Annotated in this window: 13 protein-coding genes and 1 riboswitch; of the genes, 10 read left to right on the top strand and 3 right to left on the bottom strand. The window is 63.2% G+C overall.

Annotated elements, in window-relative coordinates; genetic code table 11:
- Positions 1-99: 99 nt before the first annotated feature.
- From NFR87_RS09675 to NFR87_RS09635, 9 genes are all read left to right on the top strand, one after another.
- Positions 100-963: a class I SAM-dependent methyltransferase gene (locus tag NFR87_RS09675; RefSeq protein ID WP_251449172.1), complete on the top strand. Its 864-nt coding sequence runs from the start codon at positions 100-102 to the stop codon at positions 961-963.
- Between the two features lie 12 nt (positions 964-975).
- Positions 976-1,824, top strand: coding sequence for an energy-coupling factor transporter ATPase (locus NFR87_RS09670; RefSeq protein ID WP_251449170.1), 849 nt, complete (start codon positions 976-978; stop codon positions 1,822-1,824).
- Positions 1,821-2,696: an energy-coupling factor transporter ATPase gene (locus tag NFR87_RS09665; RefSeq protein WP_251449168.1), complete on the top strand. Its 876-nt coding sequence runs from the start codon at positions 1,821-1,823 to the stop codon at positions 2,694-2,696. The genes NFR87_RS09670 and NFR87_RS09665 overlap by 4 nt, the downstream gene beginning before the upstream one ends.
- Positions 2,696-3,511, top strand: a complete 816-nt coding sequence (locus NFR87_RS09660; protein WP_251449166.1) for an energy-coupling factor transporter transmembrane component T family protein — start codon at positions 2,696-2,698, stop codon at positions 3,509-3,511. The genes NFR87_RS09665 and NFR87_RS09660 overlap by 1 nt, the downstream gene beginning before the upstream one ends.
- A 43-nt stretch (positions 3,512-3,554) precedes the next feature.
- Positions 3,555-4,325: a tRNA pseudouridine(38-40) synthase TruA gene (gene truA / locus NFR87_RS09655; RefSeq protein ID WP_251449164.1), complete on the top strand. Its 771-nt coding sequence runs from the start codon at positions 3,555-3,557 to the stop codon at positions 4,323-4,325.
- Between the two features lies 1 nt (position 4,326).
- Entirely contained in the window at positions 4,327-5,499 is a 1,173-nt protein-coding gene (locus NFR87_RS09650) for a DUF5711 family protein (protein ID WP_251449162.1), read from the top strand.
- A 15-nt stretch (positions 5,500-5,514) separates the two neighbouring features.
- On the top strand, positions 5,515-6,210 hold the full coding sequence (locus tag NFR87_RS09645) for a CvpA family protein (protein ID WP_251449160.1): 696 nt from the start codon (positions 5,515-5,517) through the stop codon (positions 6,208-6,210).
- A gap of 38 nt (positions 6,211-6,248) precedes the next feature.
- Positions 6,249-6,779: a CDP-alcohol phosphatidyltransferase family protein gene (locus tag NFR87_RS09640; protein WP_251449158.1), complete on the top strand. Its 531-nt coding sequence runs from the start codon at positions 6,249-6,251 to the stop codon at positions 6,777-6,779.
- Positions 6,780-6,907: 128 nt separating this feature from the next.
- On the top strand, positions 6,908-9,478 hold the full coding sequence (locus NFR87_RS09635; RefSeq protein ID WP_251449156.1) for an ATP-dependent Clp protease ATP-binding subunit: 2,571 nt from the start codon (positions 6,908-6,910) through the stop codon (positions 9,476-9,478).
- An 80-nt stretch (positions 9,479-9,558) separates the two neighbouring features.
- Here the strand turns inward: NFR87_RS09635 and NFR87_RS09630 are convergent, their stop codons facing one another.
- From NFR87_RS09630 to NFR87_RS09620, 3 genes are all read right to left on the bottom strand, one after another.
- Entirely contained in the window at positions 9,559-12,915 is a 3,357-nt protein-coding gene (locus NFR87_RS09630; protein WP_251449154.1) for a M56 family metallopeptidase, read from the bottom strand.
- Positions 12,915-13,295, bottom strand: coding sequence for a BlaI/MecI/CopY family transcriptional regulator (locus NFR87_RS09625; protein ID WP_251449153.1), 381 nt, complete (start codon positions 13,293-13,295; stop codon positions 12,915-12,917). The genes NFR87_RS09630 and NFR87_RS09625 overlap by 1 nt, the downstream gene beginning before the upstream one ends.
- A 236-nt stretch (positions 13,296-13,531) precedes the next feature.
- Entirely contained in the window at positions 13,532-14,035 is a 504-nt protein-coding gene (locus tag NFR87_RS09620; RefSeq protein WP_251449151.1) for an SLOG family protein, read from the bottom strand.
- 159 nt (positions 14,036-14,194) lie between these two features.
- A riboswitch (FMN riboswitch) is annotated at positions 14,195-14,333 on the top strand.
- 84 nt (positions 14,334-14,417) lie between these two features.
- Here NFR87_RS09620 and NFR87_RS09615 point away from each other — a divergent pair.
- Entirely contained in the window at positions 14,418-15,122 is a 705-nt protein-coding gene (locus NFR87_RS09615; protein WP_251449150.1) for an ECF transporter S component, read from the top strand.
- Positions 15,123-15,201: the final 79 nt, after the last annotated feature.

Genomic DNA, 15,201 nt, shown 5'->3' with positions numbered 1-15,201 from the left:
GCGGCCCCAAAGGGGGCCGCTCTCCGCTCTTTTTCATTGACTGTCAATGCCTTCAGTGATATAATAGGATGAATTTTTGTGGTATGGGAGGGGTGCGCTGTGTGGCTCTCTGACGGCTGGAAGGACTACGAGCTCATCGACTGCGGCGGCGGAGAAAAGCTGGAGCGTTGGGGGAAATATCTCCTGGTGCGCCCCGATCCCCAGGCCATCTGGCAGACCGAGCGCACCGACCCCCGCTGGCATAAGCCCCACGGCCGGTACGCCCGCTCGGCCTCCGGGGGCGGGCAATGGGCCAAAAAAGATGTGCCGGAGCGGTGGACGGTGGGATATCAAGAGCTCACCTTCAACATCAAGCCCATGAACTTCAAGCACACCGGCCTGTTCCCCGAGCAGGCCGCCAACTGGGACTTCTGCATGGACGCCATTCAGCGGGCGGGCCGGCCCATCTCCGTGCTCAACCTTTTCGCCTACACCGGGGCGGCCACCGTGGCCTGCGCCGCGGCGGGGGCCAGCGTGTGCCATGTGGACGCCGCCCGGGGCATGGTGGCCTGGGCCAAGGAGAACGCCCAGTCCTCCGGTTTGGGAGACAGCCCCATCCGCTACATTGTGGACGACTGCGCCAAGTTCGCCCAGCGGGAGATCCGCCGGGGCCATAAATACGACGGCATCATCATGGATCCCCCCTCCTACGGCCGGGGGCCCTCCGGGGAAATCTGGAAGCTGGAGGAGAACCTGTGGCCCTTTGTGGAGCTGGTCTCTCAGCTATTGTCCCACCAGCCCCTCTTCTTCCTCATCAACTCCTACACCACCGGGCTCGCCCCCTCGGTTCTGACCTATATTTTGGAGACGCTTATCACCAAAAAGCACGGTGGACACACCGAGAGCCAGGAGTTGGGCCTGCCCGTCACCGCCACCGGCCTGGCCCTCCCCTGCGGGGCAACGGGACGGTGGTCGGCACAGTAAAAGGAGCCTTCTATGGAACATCCCATCCTGAAAACTGAAAACCTCCGTTTCTCCTACCCCACTGAGGAGTCGTCCAAGGTGGTGCTGGACGGGATCGACCTGGAGATCGAGGCCGGCTCCTTCGTGGCCATATTGGGCCACAACGGCTCCGGCAAATCCACCCTGGCCAAGCATCTCAACGCCATCCTCCTCCCCTCCGGGGGCAAGGTCTACGTCGCCGGGATCGACACCGCCGATGAGGAAAAGCTGCTGGACATCCGCCGCACGGTGGGCATGGTCTTCCAGAACCCGGACAACCAGATCGTGGCCAATGTGGTGGAGGAGGACTGCGCCTTCGGCCCGGAGAACCTGGGCGTCCCCCCCGATGAGATCCGCAAGCTGGTGGACGACTCCCTGAAGATCGTGGGGATGTATTCCTACCGGGAGCACGCCCCCCACCTGCTCTCCGGCGGCCAGAAGCAGCGCATCGCCATCGCCGGCGTGCTGGCCATGAAGCCCCGGTGCATCGTTCTGGATGAGCCCACCGCCATGCTGGATCCCATCGGGCGGAAGGAGGTCATAGAGACCATCAAGGCGCTCAATGAGAGCCAGGGCGTCACGGTGGTGCTCATCACCCACCATATGTATGAGGCCGCCCAGGCCGACCGCGTGGTGGTCATGTCGGGCGGCAGGATCGTCTCTGACGGCCCGCCCAAGGAGGTCTTCCAGCAGGTGGAAGCGCTGAGGGCCGTGGGGCTGGCAGTGCCCAAAACGGTGGAGCTGCTCTATGAGCTGCGGAAAGAAGGACTTGACCTCCCCCTGGACGCTCTGAGCTGTGAAGAGTGTGCCCAGGCTCTTTACAAGCTATTGGCAAAGGAATGACCGCTTTGGAACCCATCGTACAGACGGAAAAACTCAATCACGTCTATTCCGCCGGGACGCCCTTTCAGCACGCCGCTCTGGTGGATGTGGATTTTTGCGCCTATCCGGGGGAGCTGCTGGGCATCATCGGCCACACCGGGTCGGGAAAGTCCACCCTCATCCAGCATCTCAACGGCCTTTTGAAGCCCACCTCCGGCCGGGTGCTGGTGGAGGGGCAGGACATCTGGGCAAGCAAGGCCGCCACCCACCGGGCCCGGTTCCGGGTGGGCCTGGTGTTCCAGTACCCGGAGTATCAGCTCTTCGAGGAGACCGTCTACAAGGACATCTCCTTCGGCCCCAAAAACATGGGCCTGGATGAGGCTGAGATCGACCGCCGGGTGCGCCAGGCCGCCGCCTTTGTGGGACTGCCCGACAGCGTTTTGGAGCAGTCTCCCTTTGAGCTCTCCGGCGGCCAGAAGCGCCGGGTGGCCATCGCCGGGGTCATCGCCATGGAGCCCGCCGTCCTCATTTTGGACGAACCCACCGCCGGGCTTGACCCGGTGGGCGTGGAGCAGATCATGGGCAACATCCTGGACTACCATCAGGCAAAGAACGCCACCATCATCATCGTCTCCCACTCCATGGAGGAGATGGCCCGCCGGGCGGATCGGCTGGTGGTGGTCAACGACGGCCGTATTCCTCTGGAAGGCGCGCCCCGGGAGATCTTCACCCACCAGGAGGAGCTGGAGGCCATGGGCCTGGGTGTTCCCACCATGACCCTTCTCTTCCACCGGCTCCGCTCCCTGGGTGCAGATGTCGGCTCCTCGGTCTTCACCGTGGAGCAGGCCAAACAGGCCATTCTGGACGCCCTCAAGAGAAAGGGGGGCGTCTGATGGCTCTGAAAGACATCACCCTGGGGCAGTATTTCCCCGGCGACACCATCTTCCACCGCATGGATCCCCGCACGAAGATCCTGCTGGTGGTCTTCTACATCGTGGCTCTCTTTATGGCGAAAAACGCCTTGGGCTACGGTCTTTTGGCCCTGGCACTCATCTGCGCCGTCCTCATCTCCAGGGTGGGCTTCAAGGCGGTGCTCCGGGGTATGAAGCCCGTGTTCTTCATCGTGGTCTTCACCGCCCTTCTGAACCTGCTCTATACCCCCGGCCAGGGGGAGCCCCTCGTCTCCTTCTGGATCGTTCGTATCTACTGGGAGGGCGTGCGCACCGCCTTCTTCATGGTTCTGCGCATCATGCTCCTCATCTCCTGCACCTTCCTTTTGACCTACACCACCTCTCCCATTCTCCTCACCGACGCGCTGGAGCGCCTGCTGGGCCCCCTGAAGAAGCTCCATCTGCCCGTTCATGAGCTGGCCATGATGATGTCCATTGCCCTGCGCTTCATCCCCACCCTCATCGAAGAGACTGACAAGATCATGTCTGCCCAGAAGGCCCGGGGCGCCGACTTTGACAGCGGGAACCTCCTCCACCGGGCAAAGGCCCTTATCCCCCTGCTGGTGCCCCTGTTCATCTCCGCCTTCCGCCGGGCCGACGAGCTGGCGGTGGCCATGGAGTGCCGCTGCTATCACGGCGGCGAGGGCCGCACCCGGCTGCGCCAGCTCAGGTACGCGGGCCGGGACTATGCCGCCCTCCTGATCGGCCTGGCCCTGTGCGCCGCCGTGTGGTTTGCCAATCGCCTGGGGATCTTTTAAGGCAGCCGAATTTAAGAAAATCTTTTGATTGGATTCACCACTTATGAGAAATATCGCGTTAAAATTGATGTATGTGGGCACCGCCTATCACGGCTGGCAGATCCAAAACAACGCCCTCACCGTGGAGGAAACCCTGGAGAAGGCCCTGGAGAAGGTGGTGGGACACAAGGTCAAGTGCACCGGCGCGGGGCGCACCGACGCCGGCGTCCACGCCAGAGTATACCTGGCCAACTTCCGCACCGACTCCACCATCCCCTGCGACCGGCTGCCCCTGGCGGTGAATACCCGCCTGCCCAGGGATATCACAGTCACCGGCGCGGTGGAGGTCTCCCCGGACTTCAACGCCATCTCCGGCTGCGTGAAGAAGGAGTATACCTACCGCATTTACAACGCCCGGCTGCCCAACGCCTTCGAGGTGGACAGGGCCTGGTTCTATCCCTACAAGGAGCTGGACGAGCGCGTCATGCAGGCCGCCGCCGACTGCTTCGTGGGCACCCACGACTTCGCCGCCGTGCGCAGCGTGGGCACCGATGTGAAGTCCACCGTCCGCACGGTCTACTGGTTCGACATCCAGCGTAAGGATCGTGTCCTGAGCTGTCGGGTGTGCGCCAACGGCTTTCTTTACAATATGGTTCGGGCCATGGTGGGTACCGTGGTCTACGCCGCCGAGGGCAAATTCCCTCCGGAGGCGGTGGCCGATATCCTGGCGGGCAAATGCCGCACCGACGCAGGGCCCACGGCCCCTCCCGGCGGGCTATATATGACCCGGCTCTGGTATGACGAGCCTGGTCTGAACGAGGGGGCGCTGGAATAGAATGGACGAGAATCAGGGCAAGAAGAAAAATCCTCTCCTGCGCCTTCTGGCCTGCCTGGTCACCGCCGCCCTCCTCCTCACCGCCGTGATGCTGGTGGCCAACTGGCGCAAGCTGAACTTTGACTTCATCAAGCGCTATTTCACCTACCGGGCGCTGGAGCGCAACGCCAGCGGCCAGGTGGATTCCTTCCCTTACAACGGCGGCTCCGGCAGCGCCTTCGCCCAGCTGGGGGACGACCTGCTGGTCTGCTCCGGCAGCGGCATCTGGCTCTATGCCCCCACCGGCGGGCTATACCTGGAGGATGCCTGCTCGCTGGCGCACCCCGTGGTAGCCGCCACAGACACTGCGGCCCTCATCTATGACGCGGGGGGCAGCGATCTCTACGTCTACCGGGATCGGGAGCAGGTCTTTTCCCTCACCACCGAGGCCAACCGCTCCATCCTCTCCGCCAGCCTCTCCCGCCAGGGCCTGCTCACCGTGGTGACCCAGGCCAGCGGGCTGAAGGGGGCGGCGACGGTGTACGGCCCCTCCTTCCAGCCGCTCTGGGGCGTCAATCTCTCCTCCCGGTTCATCACCGACGCCGTCCTCTCCCCTGACGGCTCTACCCTGGCTCTGGCCACCGCCGGACAGACCGGGGGCATCTACGACAGTCAGATCGCCTTCTATTCCTCCAACCGCACCGACGCCGACAGCCAGACCCCCGACGTGGTGTGTTCCCTGGGCAACAACACCGTTCTGGCTCTGGACTGGCAGTCCGATGTGCTGCGGGTGCTGGGGGAGGATTCTCTGGATCTGGTCTCCAAGGACGGAGCGCTCATCGCCTCCTACTCATACGGCGGCCGGTATTTGAAGGGCTTCTCCCTCTCCGGCGGCGACTTCAGCACGCTTCTGCTGGGCCGATACCGGGCGGGCACCGACGCCCAGCTGATCACGGTGGACGACCAGGGCGGGGAGTTGGCCGCCCTGCCCCTGAATCAGCAGATCATCTCCCTGTCCTCCGCCGGGCGCTATGTCTCCCTTCTGACCCCCGACGGTCTGAGCATCTATACCCAAGAGCTGGAGCTCTACCACGACATGTCCGCCACCCAGGGCGTCCGCAAGCTTCTCCAGCGTTCCGACGGCTCGGTGTTCCTCATCTCCGCCGAGACCGCCCGGCTCTATCTCCCCGATTAAAGGAAGGTCTGTATCATGCCGATCATTTTGGACATTCTTGTCATAGCGATCCTTGTTCTTTTCATCGTTCTGGGCGCCCACAGGGGCTTTATCCTCACCCTGTGTTCCCTGGTGGCCGTCATTGTGGCCCTGGTGGGCGCCAACCTCCTGGCCGACGCCCTGGCTCCCAAGATGGCCCAGGCCCTGGAGCCCCGGCTGGAGCAGTCCATTCAGCAGGCGCTGGAGGAAAAGGCCCAGGAGGTCAGCGCCGTAGATGGACTTGAGGTGGCCGACGCTATGGCCGCTCTGCGGGAAAAGGGCGGGCTCTACGAGTGGGCCGCCGACAGCCTGGAGGAGGCGCTGAAAAGCGCGCCTGTGGGCGACGCCATCGCCCATCAGGCCGCGGCGGCGGCCACGGCGGTAGCGGAACAGCTGGCCAGAGGCGTCTTGTTTTCTGTGGCCTTCCTGGTGATCCTCGTCGCCTGGTTTTTCCTCAGCCACGCCCTGGATCTGGTGGCCAAGCTGCCCGGTCTGAGCACGCTGAACCAAACCCTGGGCGGAATCCTGGGGTTGGTGAAGGGTCTTCTCATCCTGTGGCTGCTCTCCTGGATCCTGGGGCCCCTCACCGGCGTTATAGCAGCAGAGACGGTAGCCCAGACCCACCTGCTCCTCTTCCTCACCCAGCACGGCCCCCTGGAACTGCTGAAACTGGGCGCTTCTCTCACCGCCTGAAAAGAGAACGCCTTCAATTATCAAAGGTGGTACGACCAATGAATCTCCCAAATACCCTATCCCTGATCCGGCTGTGCCTGGTGCCGGTGTTCGCCTGGGCCTATTTTCTGCCCCAGCCCAACGCCCACCTCTGGGCAGCACTCGTCTACGCCGCCGCCTTTGTCACCGACATTGCCGACGGATATATCGCCCGCCGCTTCGATCTGGTGACTAAGCTGGGCCGCATCTTAGATCCCCTGGCTGACAAGCTTATGACCTTAACAGTCATCACCTGCGTCACTGCGGACGGGATCTTGCCCATCTGGGCCGTCGTGGTCTTCTTCTGCAAGGAGGCCGCTATGGGTTTGGGAGGGCTCTACCTCTACCGGCAGATCAAGGATATGCCCCCCTCCAACTGGCTGGGGAAGACCTCCACCGGGGTCTTTTTCGTCGTCCTGGGCATTCTGGTGCTCTTCCCCATTTCCAGACCCTGGGCTACGGGGCTCATCACCCTGGCGCTGGCGCTGGCGGTGGGCGCGCTTTTACGCTATGCCGTGCAATGTTTCCATTTGGTGAAAGAAACACCTTGATTGGCAGGGAAAAATCCTGTCTTCTTCATATCCAGTTCATAATTTCGAAGTAGAATAACTTGCTCAAGGGGCCCGTCCCCTTGTCCCACCGGAAGAAAAACCTCCGGCCAAAAGGAGTTGACCGAACAATGCAGCCTACACTGTGCGCAAAATGTCATAAAAACGTGGCCGTCGTCTTTGTCCAGCGCATCGAAAACGGGGAAAACAAGACCGAAGGTCTCTGTCTCAACTGCGCCCGGGAGATGGGGATCAAGCCCGTGGACGATATGATCCAGAAGATGGGCCTCAGCGATGACGACGTGGAAAGCCTCACCAGCGAGATGCTCTCCGCCTTCGGCGGCGCCGAGGGTATGGAGGGAATGGAGCGAAGCGAGGAGGAGAGCGAGAGCGACGAGGAAGACGAGGGCAAGACCGCCACCTTCCCCTTCCTCAACAAGCTCTTCGGCGGCGGGGCCGCCGCCTCCGGAACCACGCCGCCCGATCCCGCCTCCCCCGCCCCGGAAAAGGGCAGCGACGCGCCCAAGGCCGGCAAGGAGGATAAGTCCGCCAAGGGCAAGGACACCAAGCGGAAGTTTTTGGAGAACTACTGTATCTCCCTGACCAACAAGGCCGCCGAGGGCAAGCTGGACAATATCGTCGGCCGGGACGAGGAGATCGCCCGCACCATCCAGATCCTCAACCGCCGCCAGAAGAACAACCCCTGCCTCATCGGCGAGCCCGGCGTGGGCAAGACCGCCATTGCCGAGGGCCTGGCCCTGCGCATCCACAACGGGGACGTACCCTACAAGCTCCAGGACAAGGAGGTCTACCTGCTGGATCTCACCGCCCTGGTGGCGGGCACCCAGTTCCGGGGCCAGTTCGAGTCCCGGATGAAGGGCCTTATCGACGAGGTCAAGAAGCTGGGCAACATCATTCTGGTCATTGACGAGGTACACAACATCGTGGGCGCGGGAGACGCCGAGGGCAGCATGAACGCCGCCAACATCCTCAAGCCCGCCCTGAGCCGGGGCGAGATCCAGGTCATCGGCGCCACCACCCTCACCGAGTACCGCAAGTACATCGAAAAGGACTCCGCCCTGGAGCGGCGGTTCCAGCCCGTCATGGTGGAGGAGCCCTCTATTGAGGATGCGGTGAAGATCCTCCAGGGCATCGCCCCCTATTATGAAAAGTACCACTTCGTCTCCATCTCCCCCGCCATCTGCCGCTCCGCTGTCACCATGTCGGAGCGTTACATCACAGACCGCTATCTCCCCGACAAGGCCATTGACCTCATCGACGAGGCCTGCTCCGATGTGAACCTGCACAACAAAGCCCTGGCCCGGGAGGCTCAGCTCAAAAAGGAGCTGGCGGAGCTCTCTGCCCAACGGGAGACTCTGATGAACGCCAACAACAATCGGGATCTGAAAAAGCAGAACGACCTGAAGGCCAACGAGGCCCGCCAGGGTGAGATCCGCCGGAAGCTCTCCTCCCTGGCCGGGGAGCACGCCGCGCTGTCCATCGATCCCGCCCAGGCCCCCGGTCTGAAGGACAATGAGCGGGAGCAGGCCGGCCTCAACGCCGAGCTGGAGCGCCTCACTGAGGAGCGGGTCAAGCTCCTGTCCGGCGAGCAGGCCGAGCAGGACTTTGAGCAGCTGGCCCAGATCAAGAGCCGGGAGATGCGGCTCCAGGCGGAGCTTTCCAAGCTGGAGGCCATGTCCGCCCCGCCCCTGACCATGGAGCACTTGGCCAGGGTCATCGAGCTGTGGACCAAGATCCCCGCCTCCCAGATCCAGGAGCAGGAGTACGAGCGGCTGGCCCACCTCCAGGATCGGCTCAGGGAACACATCATCGGCCAGGATCAGGCGGTGGATGAGGTCTCCGCCGCCGTCCGCCGGGGAAGGGTGGGCATCGCCTCCAAGCGCAAGCCCGTCTCCTTCATCTTTGTGGGCTCCACCGGCGTGGGCAAGACCGAGCTTGTCAAGCGGCTGGCCCAGGATATGTTCAACTCCCCTGAGTCCCTCATCCGGCTGGATATGTCGGAGTTCATGGAGAAGTTCTCCGTCTCCCGGATCATCGGCTCTCCCCCGGGCTACGTGGGCTATGACGAGGCGGGGCAGCTCACCGAGAAGGTGCGGCGCAAGCCCTACTGTGTCATCCTCTTTGACGAGATCGAGAAGGCCCATCCCGACGTGCTGAATATTCTCCTGCAAATTCTGGACGACGGCCACATCACCGACGCCCAGGGCCGCAATGTAAACTTTGAGAACACGGTTATCGTCATGACCTCCAACGCCGGCTCCACCACCGGCTCCACCGGCTCAGTGGGCTTCGGCCGCAGCGAGACCGAGCAGGGCAAGGCCAAGGCCATGAAGGCCCTGGAGGGCTTCCTTCGCCCCGAGTTCATCAACCGGGTGGACGAGATCGTCTACTTCAACAAGCTCTCCGAGGACAACTTCAAAGACATCGCCAAGATCATGCTGGGCGAGCTGAGTCAGAACCTCCAGGACAAGGGCATCACCCTCACCTACAACGACGACCTGCTGGACTACCTGGTGCGCAAGTCCTACTCCCAGACCTACGGCGCCCGCAATCTCCGCCGCCAGATCCAGAAGGACTTGGAGGATCCCATCGCCACCAAGATCATCGACAGCTACATGGAGCCCATCTCCAAGCTTACCGTGGCCGCCAACGGCGAGAGCCTGACGGTGAACGCGGAGTAAGGCCCCCCGCTTTGCCGCCGCATCCATAAAAAACAGCCTGGAGCCGTATGGCTCCAGGCTGTTTTTACCTTTTGTACCCCTCAGTATACCAGGGCGATATTCTCCTGCGTCAGCTCCAGCCAGGCCGCATCCCCCTTGGCGTCCTGGGCAGCACTGGCAGCCTCGAACTCGGCGGCGGCGGCAGGCAGCTGCTCCACATAATAGAGCTCATCTTCTCCACTGCTGCCCTCGCACCAGGAGATGTCCCGGGTCTTGCCGGCGGCAAAGTCCATCCGGCCCCAGCCCCAGTGAAAGGCGCCTCCCGACCAGCTGTAGGTGCCGTCAACCTTCAGGGTCTCCAGTTCCAGGGAGCGGTAGCCCATGGGATAGCCGTAGACCCAGCCATTTTGGTAGTGAAGGATAATGCTGCCCATGACCGACTCATTGCCGCCCCGCTCCAGCCACAGCACTACCTCCGGGATGGCGTCGTTGTCCATATCCACTTCCGCAAAGCGGGATACCTTCACAGGCACATCGTCGCTGAAGGGCAGGGCGTCGGCGTAGCAGTACTCCCCCGTCTCCACATTGTAGAAGGTGGCCTCCCCCAGGAGGACGGTGCGCAAGGCGGCGGGAATGTGCTGATCCCCGACATAAAGCAGCCCCACGGGATCCAATCCGGAGAAATCCCACTGCCGCCACTCCACGTCGTTGATGGGGTTGATGTACTGGCCGTTGTCGTTCCAGGCAAAGGCCAGAGAGTACTGGCCCCCGCTCTCCCCCACCGGGCCCAGGCCGCCTCCCCGAAGGGTCTGCTCCCCCTCGGCGACCCATACATTGCTCAGATGTCCGTAGCTGGTTACGATCCCGCTGCCGTGATCCACAGACACCGTATAAAAGCCGCTGCCCGGATCCTTCCGGACGGCGCTCACGGTGCCGGCGGCCACACTCTGGGCCCAGCCGCCATAAGGGAACAGCAGGCTGACCCCGTCAAGGCCGTCCTGGCCGAACATCCGCAGTACCACGTCCTGGCCCTGGCCCGTCCCAGGCACCGGCCAGAGATAGCCGGTGGAGCGGGTGACACCGGACAGATCCAGATCCTCCCCGGTAATGCTCTCCGCCGCCTCCAGCAGCTCCAGATAGTCTCCGCTAAACCAATCCTCCCGATAGGGAAGGGTGGTCATGGTGTAGACAATACCGTTTTGCTCCTTCAGGACGGTATCGCCCTCGTAGCCGTTGGCCCGGAAAGTCTCGGCGTCCTGGGCAAAGAGGGTGAAGAGGAAACCGCTGCCGCTGGGCCCGGCGTAACTGTCCCTGTGATAAAAGCTCCAGCAGGGCAGGCCGCTGGCATTATAATCCCGCTGGATCAGATATTGCCCCTCAAAGCTCCGGGGCAGATGGAGGATAAAGCCCCAGTCGGGGGAGACATAGTCGGCGTGGGCGGGCAGCTTCTCCGGGGTGAGCAGGCGGTTCTCCTCCCACCAGCTCTCCCCCATGCGGACGATCTCCAGAGCGTCCAAGGTGCCGCCGCCCTCCAGGATGCCGTTCACCGCCAAAGCGGCCAGAGTGCCGTCGGCGCAGCGGAGGGCGTTGCTCCACAGGGAATAGGTGTGGGTGGGCTGGTACATGCCCTGGTCAAAGATCCGGGCGGGGTCGGCGGGGGCCAGCAGCTCCGGCTCCGGGTCGAAGGGCCCGTCCAACTCCTCTACGGTACGCTCCTCCACATTATAGCAGTAATACCGTCCTTCTTGTCCCCCCTCGACAGCGCAGTCGGAGAAGAGTACCGCCCCGTCAAAAAAGCGCACATCCACCCTGTCCAGCACCCGCCTGCCCCAGGTCTGGTCACAGCGGAAGGTCTCCTGGGTGTGGCTGCCGCCGTAGTTGAAATAGAGGCTGGTCTGGGTGTGGTAGACCAGGAACTGGGTCTCCGGGTCATAGAAATCCAGGTGGGGCATGGTGTTCTCCGTGAGGGCCTGAACCGTCTCGGAACCTGCCCCCTCCTCATCCTCTTGGCTCACCATGGCCCAGGAAAGGCGAACAATCTGCCCGTTCTCCACCTCTACCACCAGATAGTCGGTACCCAGAGAGATGGCGTTTCGGCGCATGGGCCAGTCCAGAAGGTCGGCCACCGCCTGCTGCCACGCCTGTGTCCCCCGCTCCCCGGCGCTTTGATCCTCCCCCCACCAGGATTGGCGCAGCATCAGACTGTCGGACAGGGGCAGGGTATGCTCCCCCAGGGCGGGGCCGCTGGGGCCCGTCTCGTCATAGCGGTAAAGGATAGCCTTGATATGCTCATAGTCCTCCCCCTCGGCGTCGGGCTCTCCCAGGGGCCAGGTGACCTCGCTGAACAGGGCGCAGTAAGTCCCGTCGGCCAGACCGCTCTCCGCCTCCGGCGCCTCCCGGCAGGCCACCAGGCCGGAGAGCAGCACCGCCGCCGCCAGCAGGACGCACACCAGGGCACGGCTGCGCTTGCCGGGACGGAAGAGCTGGGTCAGCCGGCTCTTCATCTGCTCCATCCCGCCGCCGAAGCTGGTGGTAAAGGGCAGCTCCCGCCCCGTCCCCGCGGCGGAGAGGAGCAGCTCGCCGTAAGAGCGCCGATAGTCCGCATCCTGCCCCGCCACCACGGCGGCGTCACAGCAGGCCTCCACGTCCCGGTCGGCCGCGCGGGCCATACGCCACACCAGGAGGTTGAACCAGTGGAGGGCGCAGGCGAGCAGGAGCAGGGTCTTATACCCCACGTCCCGGCGCTTGATGTGGTAAAGCTCATGGCGCAGCGCCGCCGGGGCCAGCCCCTGGGGCGGCAGCAGCACCAGAGGACGAAAAACCCCTAAGGTCATAGGCCCGGAGATACCCTCACATTCATAGAAGGCCACCCTTCCCTCCAGCCCCAGCTCCCGGGCATAGCGCTCCAGCCCGGACACCAGCCGGGCCTGCCGGAGAAGCCGGCGGCGGAGGAGCCCATAGCGCGCCCCCTGCCACAGCAGGACGGCGGCCATCCCCCCGAGCCACACCCCGGCGGCCAGCAGGACGAGGGAAAGTCCGGCGGCCTGGGCCACCTCTGTCTGGGGCTGGGACGGGCCGGCGGGTTGAGCCTGTGCCCCAGGCTGGGCCGGAGCGATCCCCTGACCCTGCCCCGCCCCAACGGGGACCTGGCCTCCGGCGGTGGCTTCCTGCGGGCTCTTGGCGCCGCTCTGCGCCGGGGCGTTGACCGGGCTCTGGAGCCCGGCGGCCGGGCGGGCCGGGAGGCTCACGGTGTAGGCCGGGGCCTCCACCACCACTGGGGCCGCAAACTTGGGCAGCCAGGGGGCCAGCAACAGCACCAGGGCCATCACCAGCCAGAGCCACTGCCGGGTTTGAGGGGCGTAGCGCTTCTCCAGGCGTCCCCGGCACAACAGAAGGGGCGCCAGCAGGACGGACACCGCCAGAGAGACGGTGAGCACACGCAGAAACAAATTCTCCATTACTCCCGTCCTCCTTCCAGCGCATCCAGATACTCCCGCAGCTCCGCCACCTCGCTCTGGCTGAGCCGTCCCCCGTCCCAGAGGGCGGCGGCAAAGGTCTTCAGCGAACCCTCATACAGCTTCTCCAGCACCGCTCCCCCTGCCTGGCGGCGGTACTCCTCCTCGGAGATAAGGGGGATATACCGGTTCACCCGCCCGGCCTTCTCACAGCGAAGAAACCCTTTCTCCTCCAGCCGCTTGAGGTAGCTATGCAGGGCGCTGGCGGTGAGGGGCCGCTCCAGCGCCGCCAAAATGGCGGGGGCGGTGGCCGCCTCCCGGCTGCGCCACACCGCCAACATAATGTCCAGTTCAGACTCGGGCAGATTTTTGTGCTCCCCCATAGAACTTCTCTCCTTTTGCATTTGCAGAACTTTATCTTGAAGCTATTCTACATTTGCAGAAGTAAAATGTCAAGGACTATTTTTGCATTTGCAAAAAAGAAGTGCAGAGCAACGGGATGCGAGGGAGCTTGGACTGGAGCGGGGCGGCCCGGAGGTCAGCCGGGAAAGCACCCGAGCGTCCATCCCCTTGCGCCGCGTGACAGGCCACAATAAAAAGGGCGGCTTACGCCGCCCTTTCAGGTTTCGACATCAATGATCTCCACCGCCACTCCCCGCTTCATGGCGTAGGAGAGGGTGTACATCGTCCCGCCCAGGTTCCCGTCATAGACGGCGATGAGAAGGGCCGCGTGATCCACCATATACCGGTTGCGCCGGAGCATACAGCCCCGGTCATAGTGGCGCTGTACCACTGTTTCATAGTCGCACAGCTCCACTAGGCGGAAATACCGCTCTCTGTCCCGTTCCGGCCACTTGGCCGCCTGCTCCTCACAGGGGATGGCGGCCTCTACCGTGACACCGGGCCGCTCGTCCCGGAGGGTCTGGGCTGCCTCACAGAAATAGAGATCCGTCCCCTGGGCCATACCGCAGATAAAGTGGCGAAAGCCCCGGTCGTAGGCCCCCTCCACCGCCAAGCGGATGCGCTCCTTCAGCGCCAGGCAGCGCGGATCATCCTCGTTTTCCCCCCAGGGCAGCTTGCTGGGCCGGTGGCCGCTGAAGCAGCATGTCTCTTCCCGTTTCACGTCCCCGCCCCTTTCCTGTTCTCTTCTGCTCCCATTTTAGCTGATTACCTTCCCTCCGTCAAGAGGGATCTCGAATATTTGTTCGAATTCCTCTTTTTCAAAATTCCTATTGCATTTTCCGGAGGAAGGACTATAATAGTGTGTGGAACAACTGAATGAATATGTCTTCAGGGCAGGGTGAAAATCCCGATCGGCGGTAAAGTCCGCGACTGGTCGACAACGACCACTGACCCGGCGAAACTCCGGGACCGACAGTGACATACCTCTTGGTATGAAGTCTGGATGGAAGAAGATGTGCGAAGCAAGCGCGCGCTCCTTTTTGTTTTGCACCCGGAAGGCATCGTCTTTTGGGTGTTACCGAACAAAAAAGGAGTGTTTTATTATGTCTGCGTTCACCACGTCCTCCCAGCCCACCCCCCGATCCAGGATCGACACCCGAACCATCGCCTGCACCGGCATGCTCTGCGCCGTGGCCTATGTGGTCATGTATTTTTCCAAGACCATCTTCGCTACCATGGCTGTGGCCGGATTTTTGAAGTTCGACCTGAAGGATGTGGTCATTGCCATCGGCGGCTTCCTTTTCGGGCCGCTCAACGTGCTGTGCGTATCCCTGGTGGTATCCCTCATCGAGATGGTCACCGTCTCCACCACCGGGCCCTGGGGGCTTTTGATGAATGTGATCTCCACCTGCTCCTTCCTCTGCCCTGCCGCCTACCTCTATAAGCGTAACCGCACCTTCAAGTGGGCCATCCTGGGCCTGGTCATCGGCGGCGTGCTCATGGCGGGCACCATGATGCTGTGGAATTACCTGGTCACCCCCATCTATCAGGGCATGCCCCGGGCGGCCATCGCCGATATGCTCCTGCCCGTGTTCCTCCCCTTCAACCTGACCAAGGGCCTGATGAACGGCTCTCTCACCATGCTCCTCTACAAGCCGGTGGTCGTCGCTCTGCGCAAGGCCGGTCTCGCCCCCCAGTCTCAGAGCGCCGCGGGCGCCAAGACCAACACTCTGGCCGTCAGCCTGGTGGCCCTCTTCCTGGCGGTCACCGCCGTGTTCCTGGGTCTGGTACTGGCCAAAGTCATCTGAATCGGCAGCCGGAAGGGGGGGGGGGGGGGGGGGGGGGGGGGGGGGGGGGGGGGGGGGGGGGGGGGGGGGGGGGGGGGGG

Origin of the sequence: Vermiculatibacterium agrestimuris (genome assembly GCF_943193085.1) — a bacterium.
GTDB classification, from domain to species: Bacteria; Bacillota; Clostridia; order Oscillospirales; family Oscillospiraceae; genus Vermiculatibacterium; species Vermiculatibacterium agrestimuris.
The sequence above is the reverse complement of the archived record's forward strand: the minus strand, read 5'-3'. Positions and strand labels throughout refer to the sequence as shown.

Bases quoted from the DNA above. Each gene is read 5' to 3' on its own strand.
- NFR87_RS09645 (WP_251449160.1), top strand. From the start codon at position 5,515: ATGCCGATCATTTTGGACATTCTTGTCATAGCGATCCTTGTTCTTTTC.
- NFR87_RS09625 (WP_251449153.1), bottom strand. From the start codon at position 13,295: ATGGGGGAGCACAAAAATCTGCCCGAGTCTGAACTGGACATTATGTTG.
- NFR87_RS09640 (WP_251449158.1), top strand. From the start codon at position 6,249: ATGAATCTCCCAAATACCCTATCCCTGATCCGGCTGTGCCTGGTGCCG.
- NFR87_RS09665 (WP_251449168.1), top strand. From the start codon at position 1,821: ATGACCGCTTTGGAACCCATCGTACAGACGGAAAAACTCAATCACGTC.
- truA (WP_251449164.1), top strand. From the start codon at position 3,555: ATGAGAAATATCGCGTTAAAATTGATGTATGTGGGCACCGCCTATCAC.
- NFR87_RS09660 (WP_251449166.1), top strand. From the start codon at position 2,696: ATGGCTCTGAAAGACATCACCCTGGGGCAGTATTTCCCCGGCGACACC.
- NFR87_RS09630 (WP_251449154.1), bottom strand. From the start codon at position 12,915: ATGGAGAATTTGTTTCTGCGTGTGCTCACCGTCTCTCTGGCGGTGTCC.
- NFR87_RS09635 (WP_251449156.1), top strand. From the start codon at position 6,908: ATGCAGCCTACACTGTGCGCAAAATGTCATAAAAACGTGGCCGTCGTC.
- NFR87_RS09650 (WP_251449162.1), top strand. From the start codon at position 4,327: ATGGACGAGAATCAGGGCAAGAAGAAAAATCCTCTCCTGCGCCTTCTG.
- NFR87_RS09615 (WP_251449150.1), top strand. From the start codon at position 14,418: ATGTCTGCGTTCACCACGTCCTCCCAGCCCACCCCCCGATCCAGGATC.
- NFR87_RS09670 (WP_251449170.1), top strand. From the start codon at position 976: ATGGAACATCCCATCCTGAAAACTGAAAACCTCCGTTTCTCCTACCCC.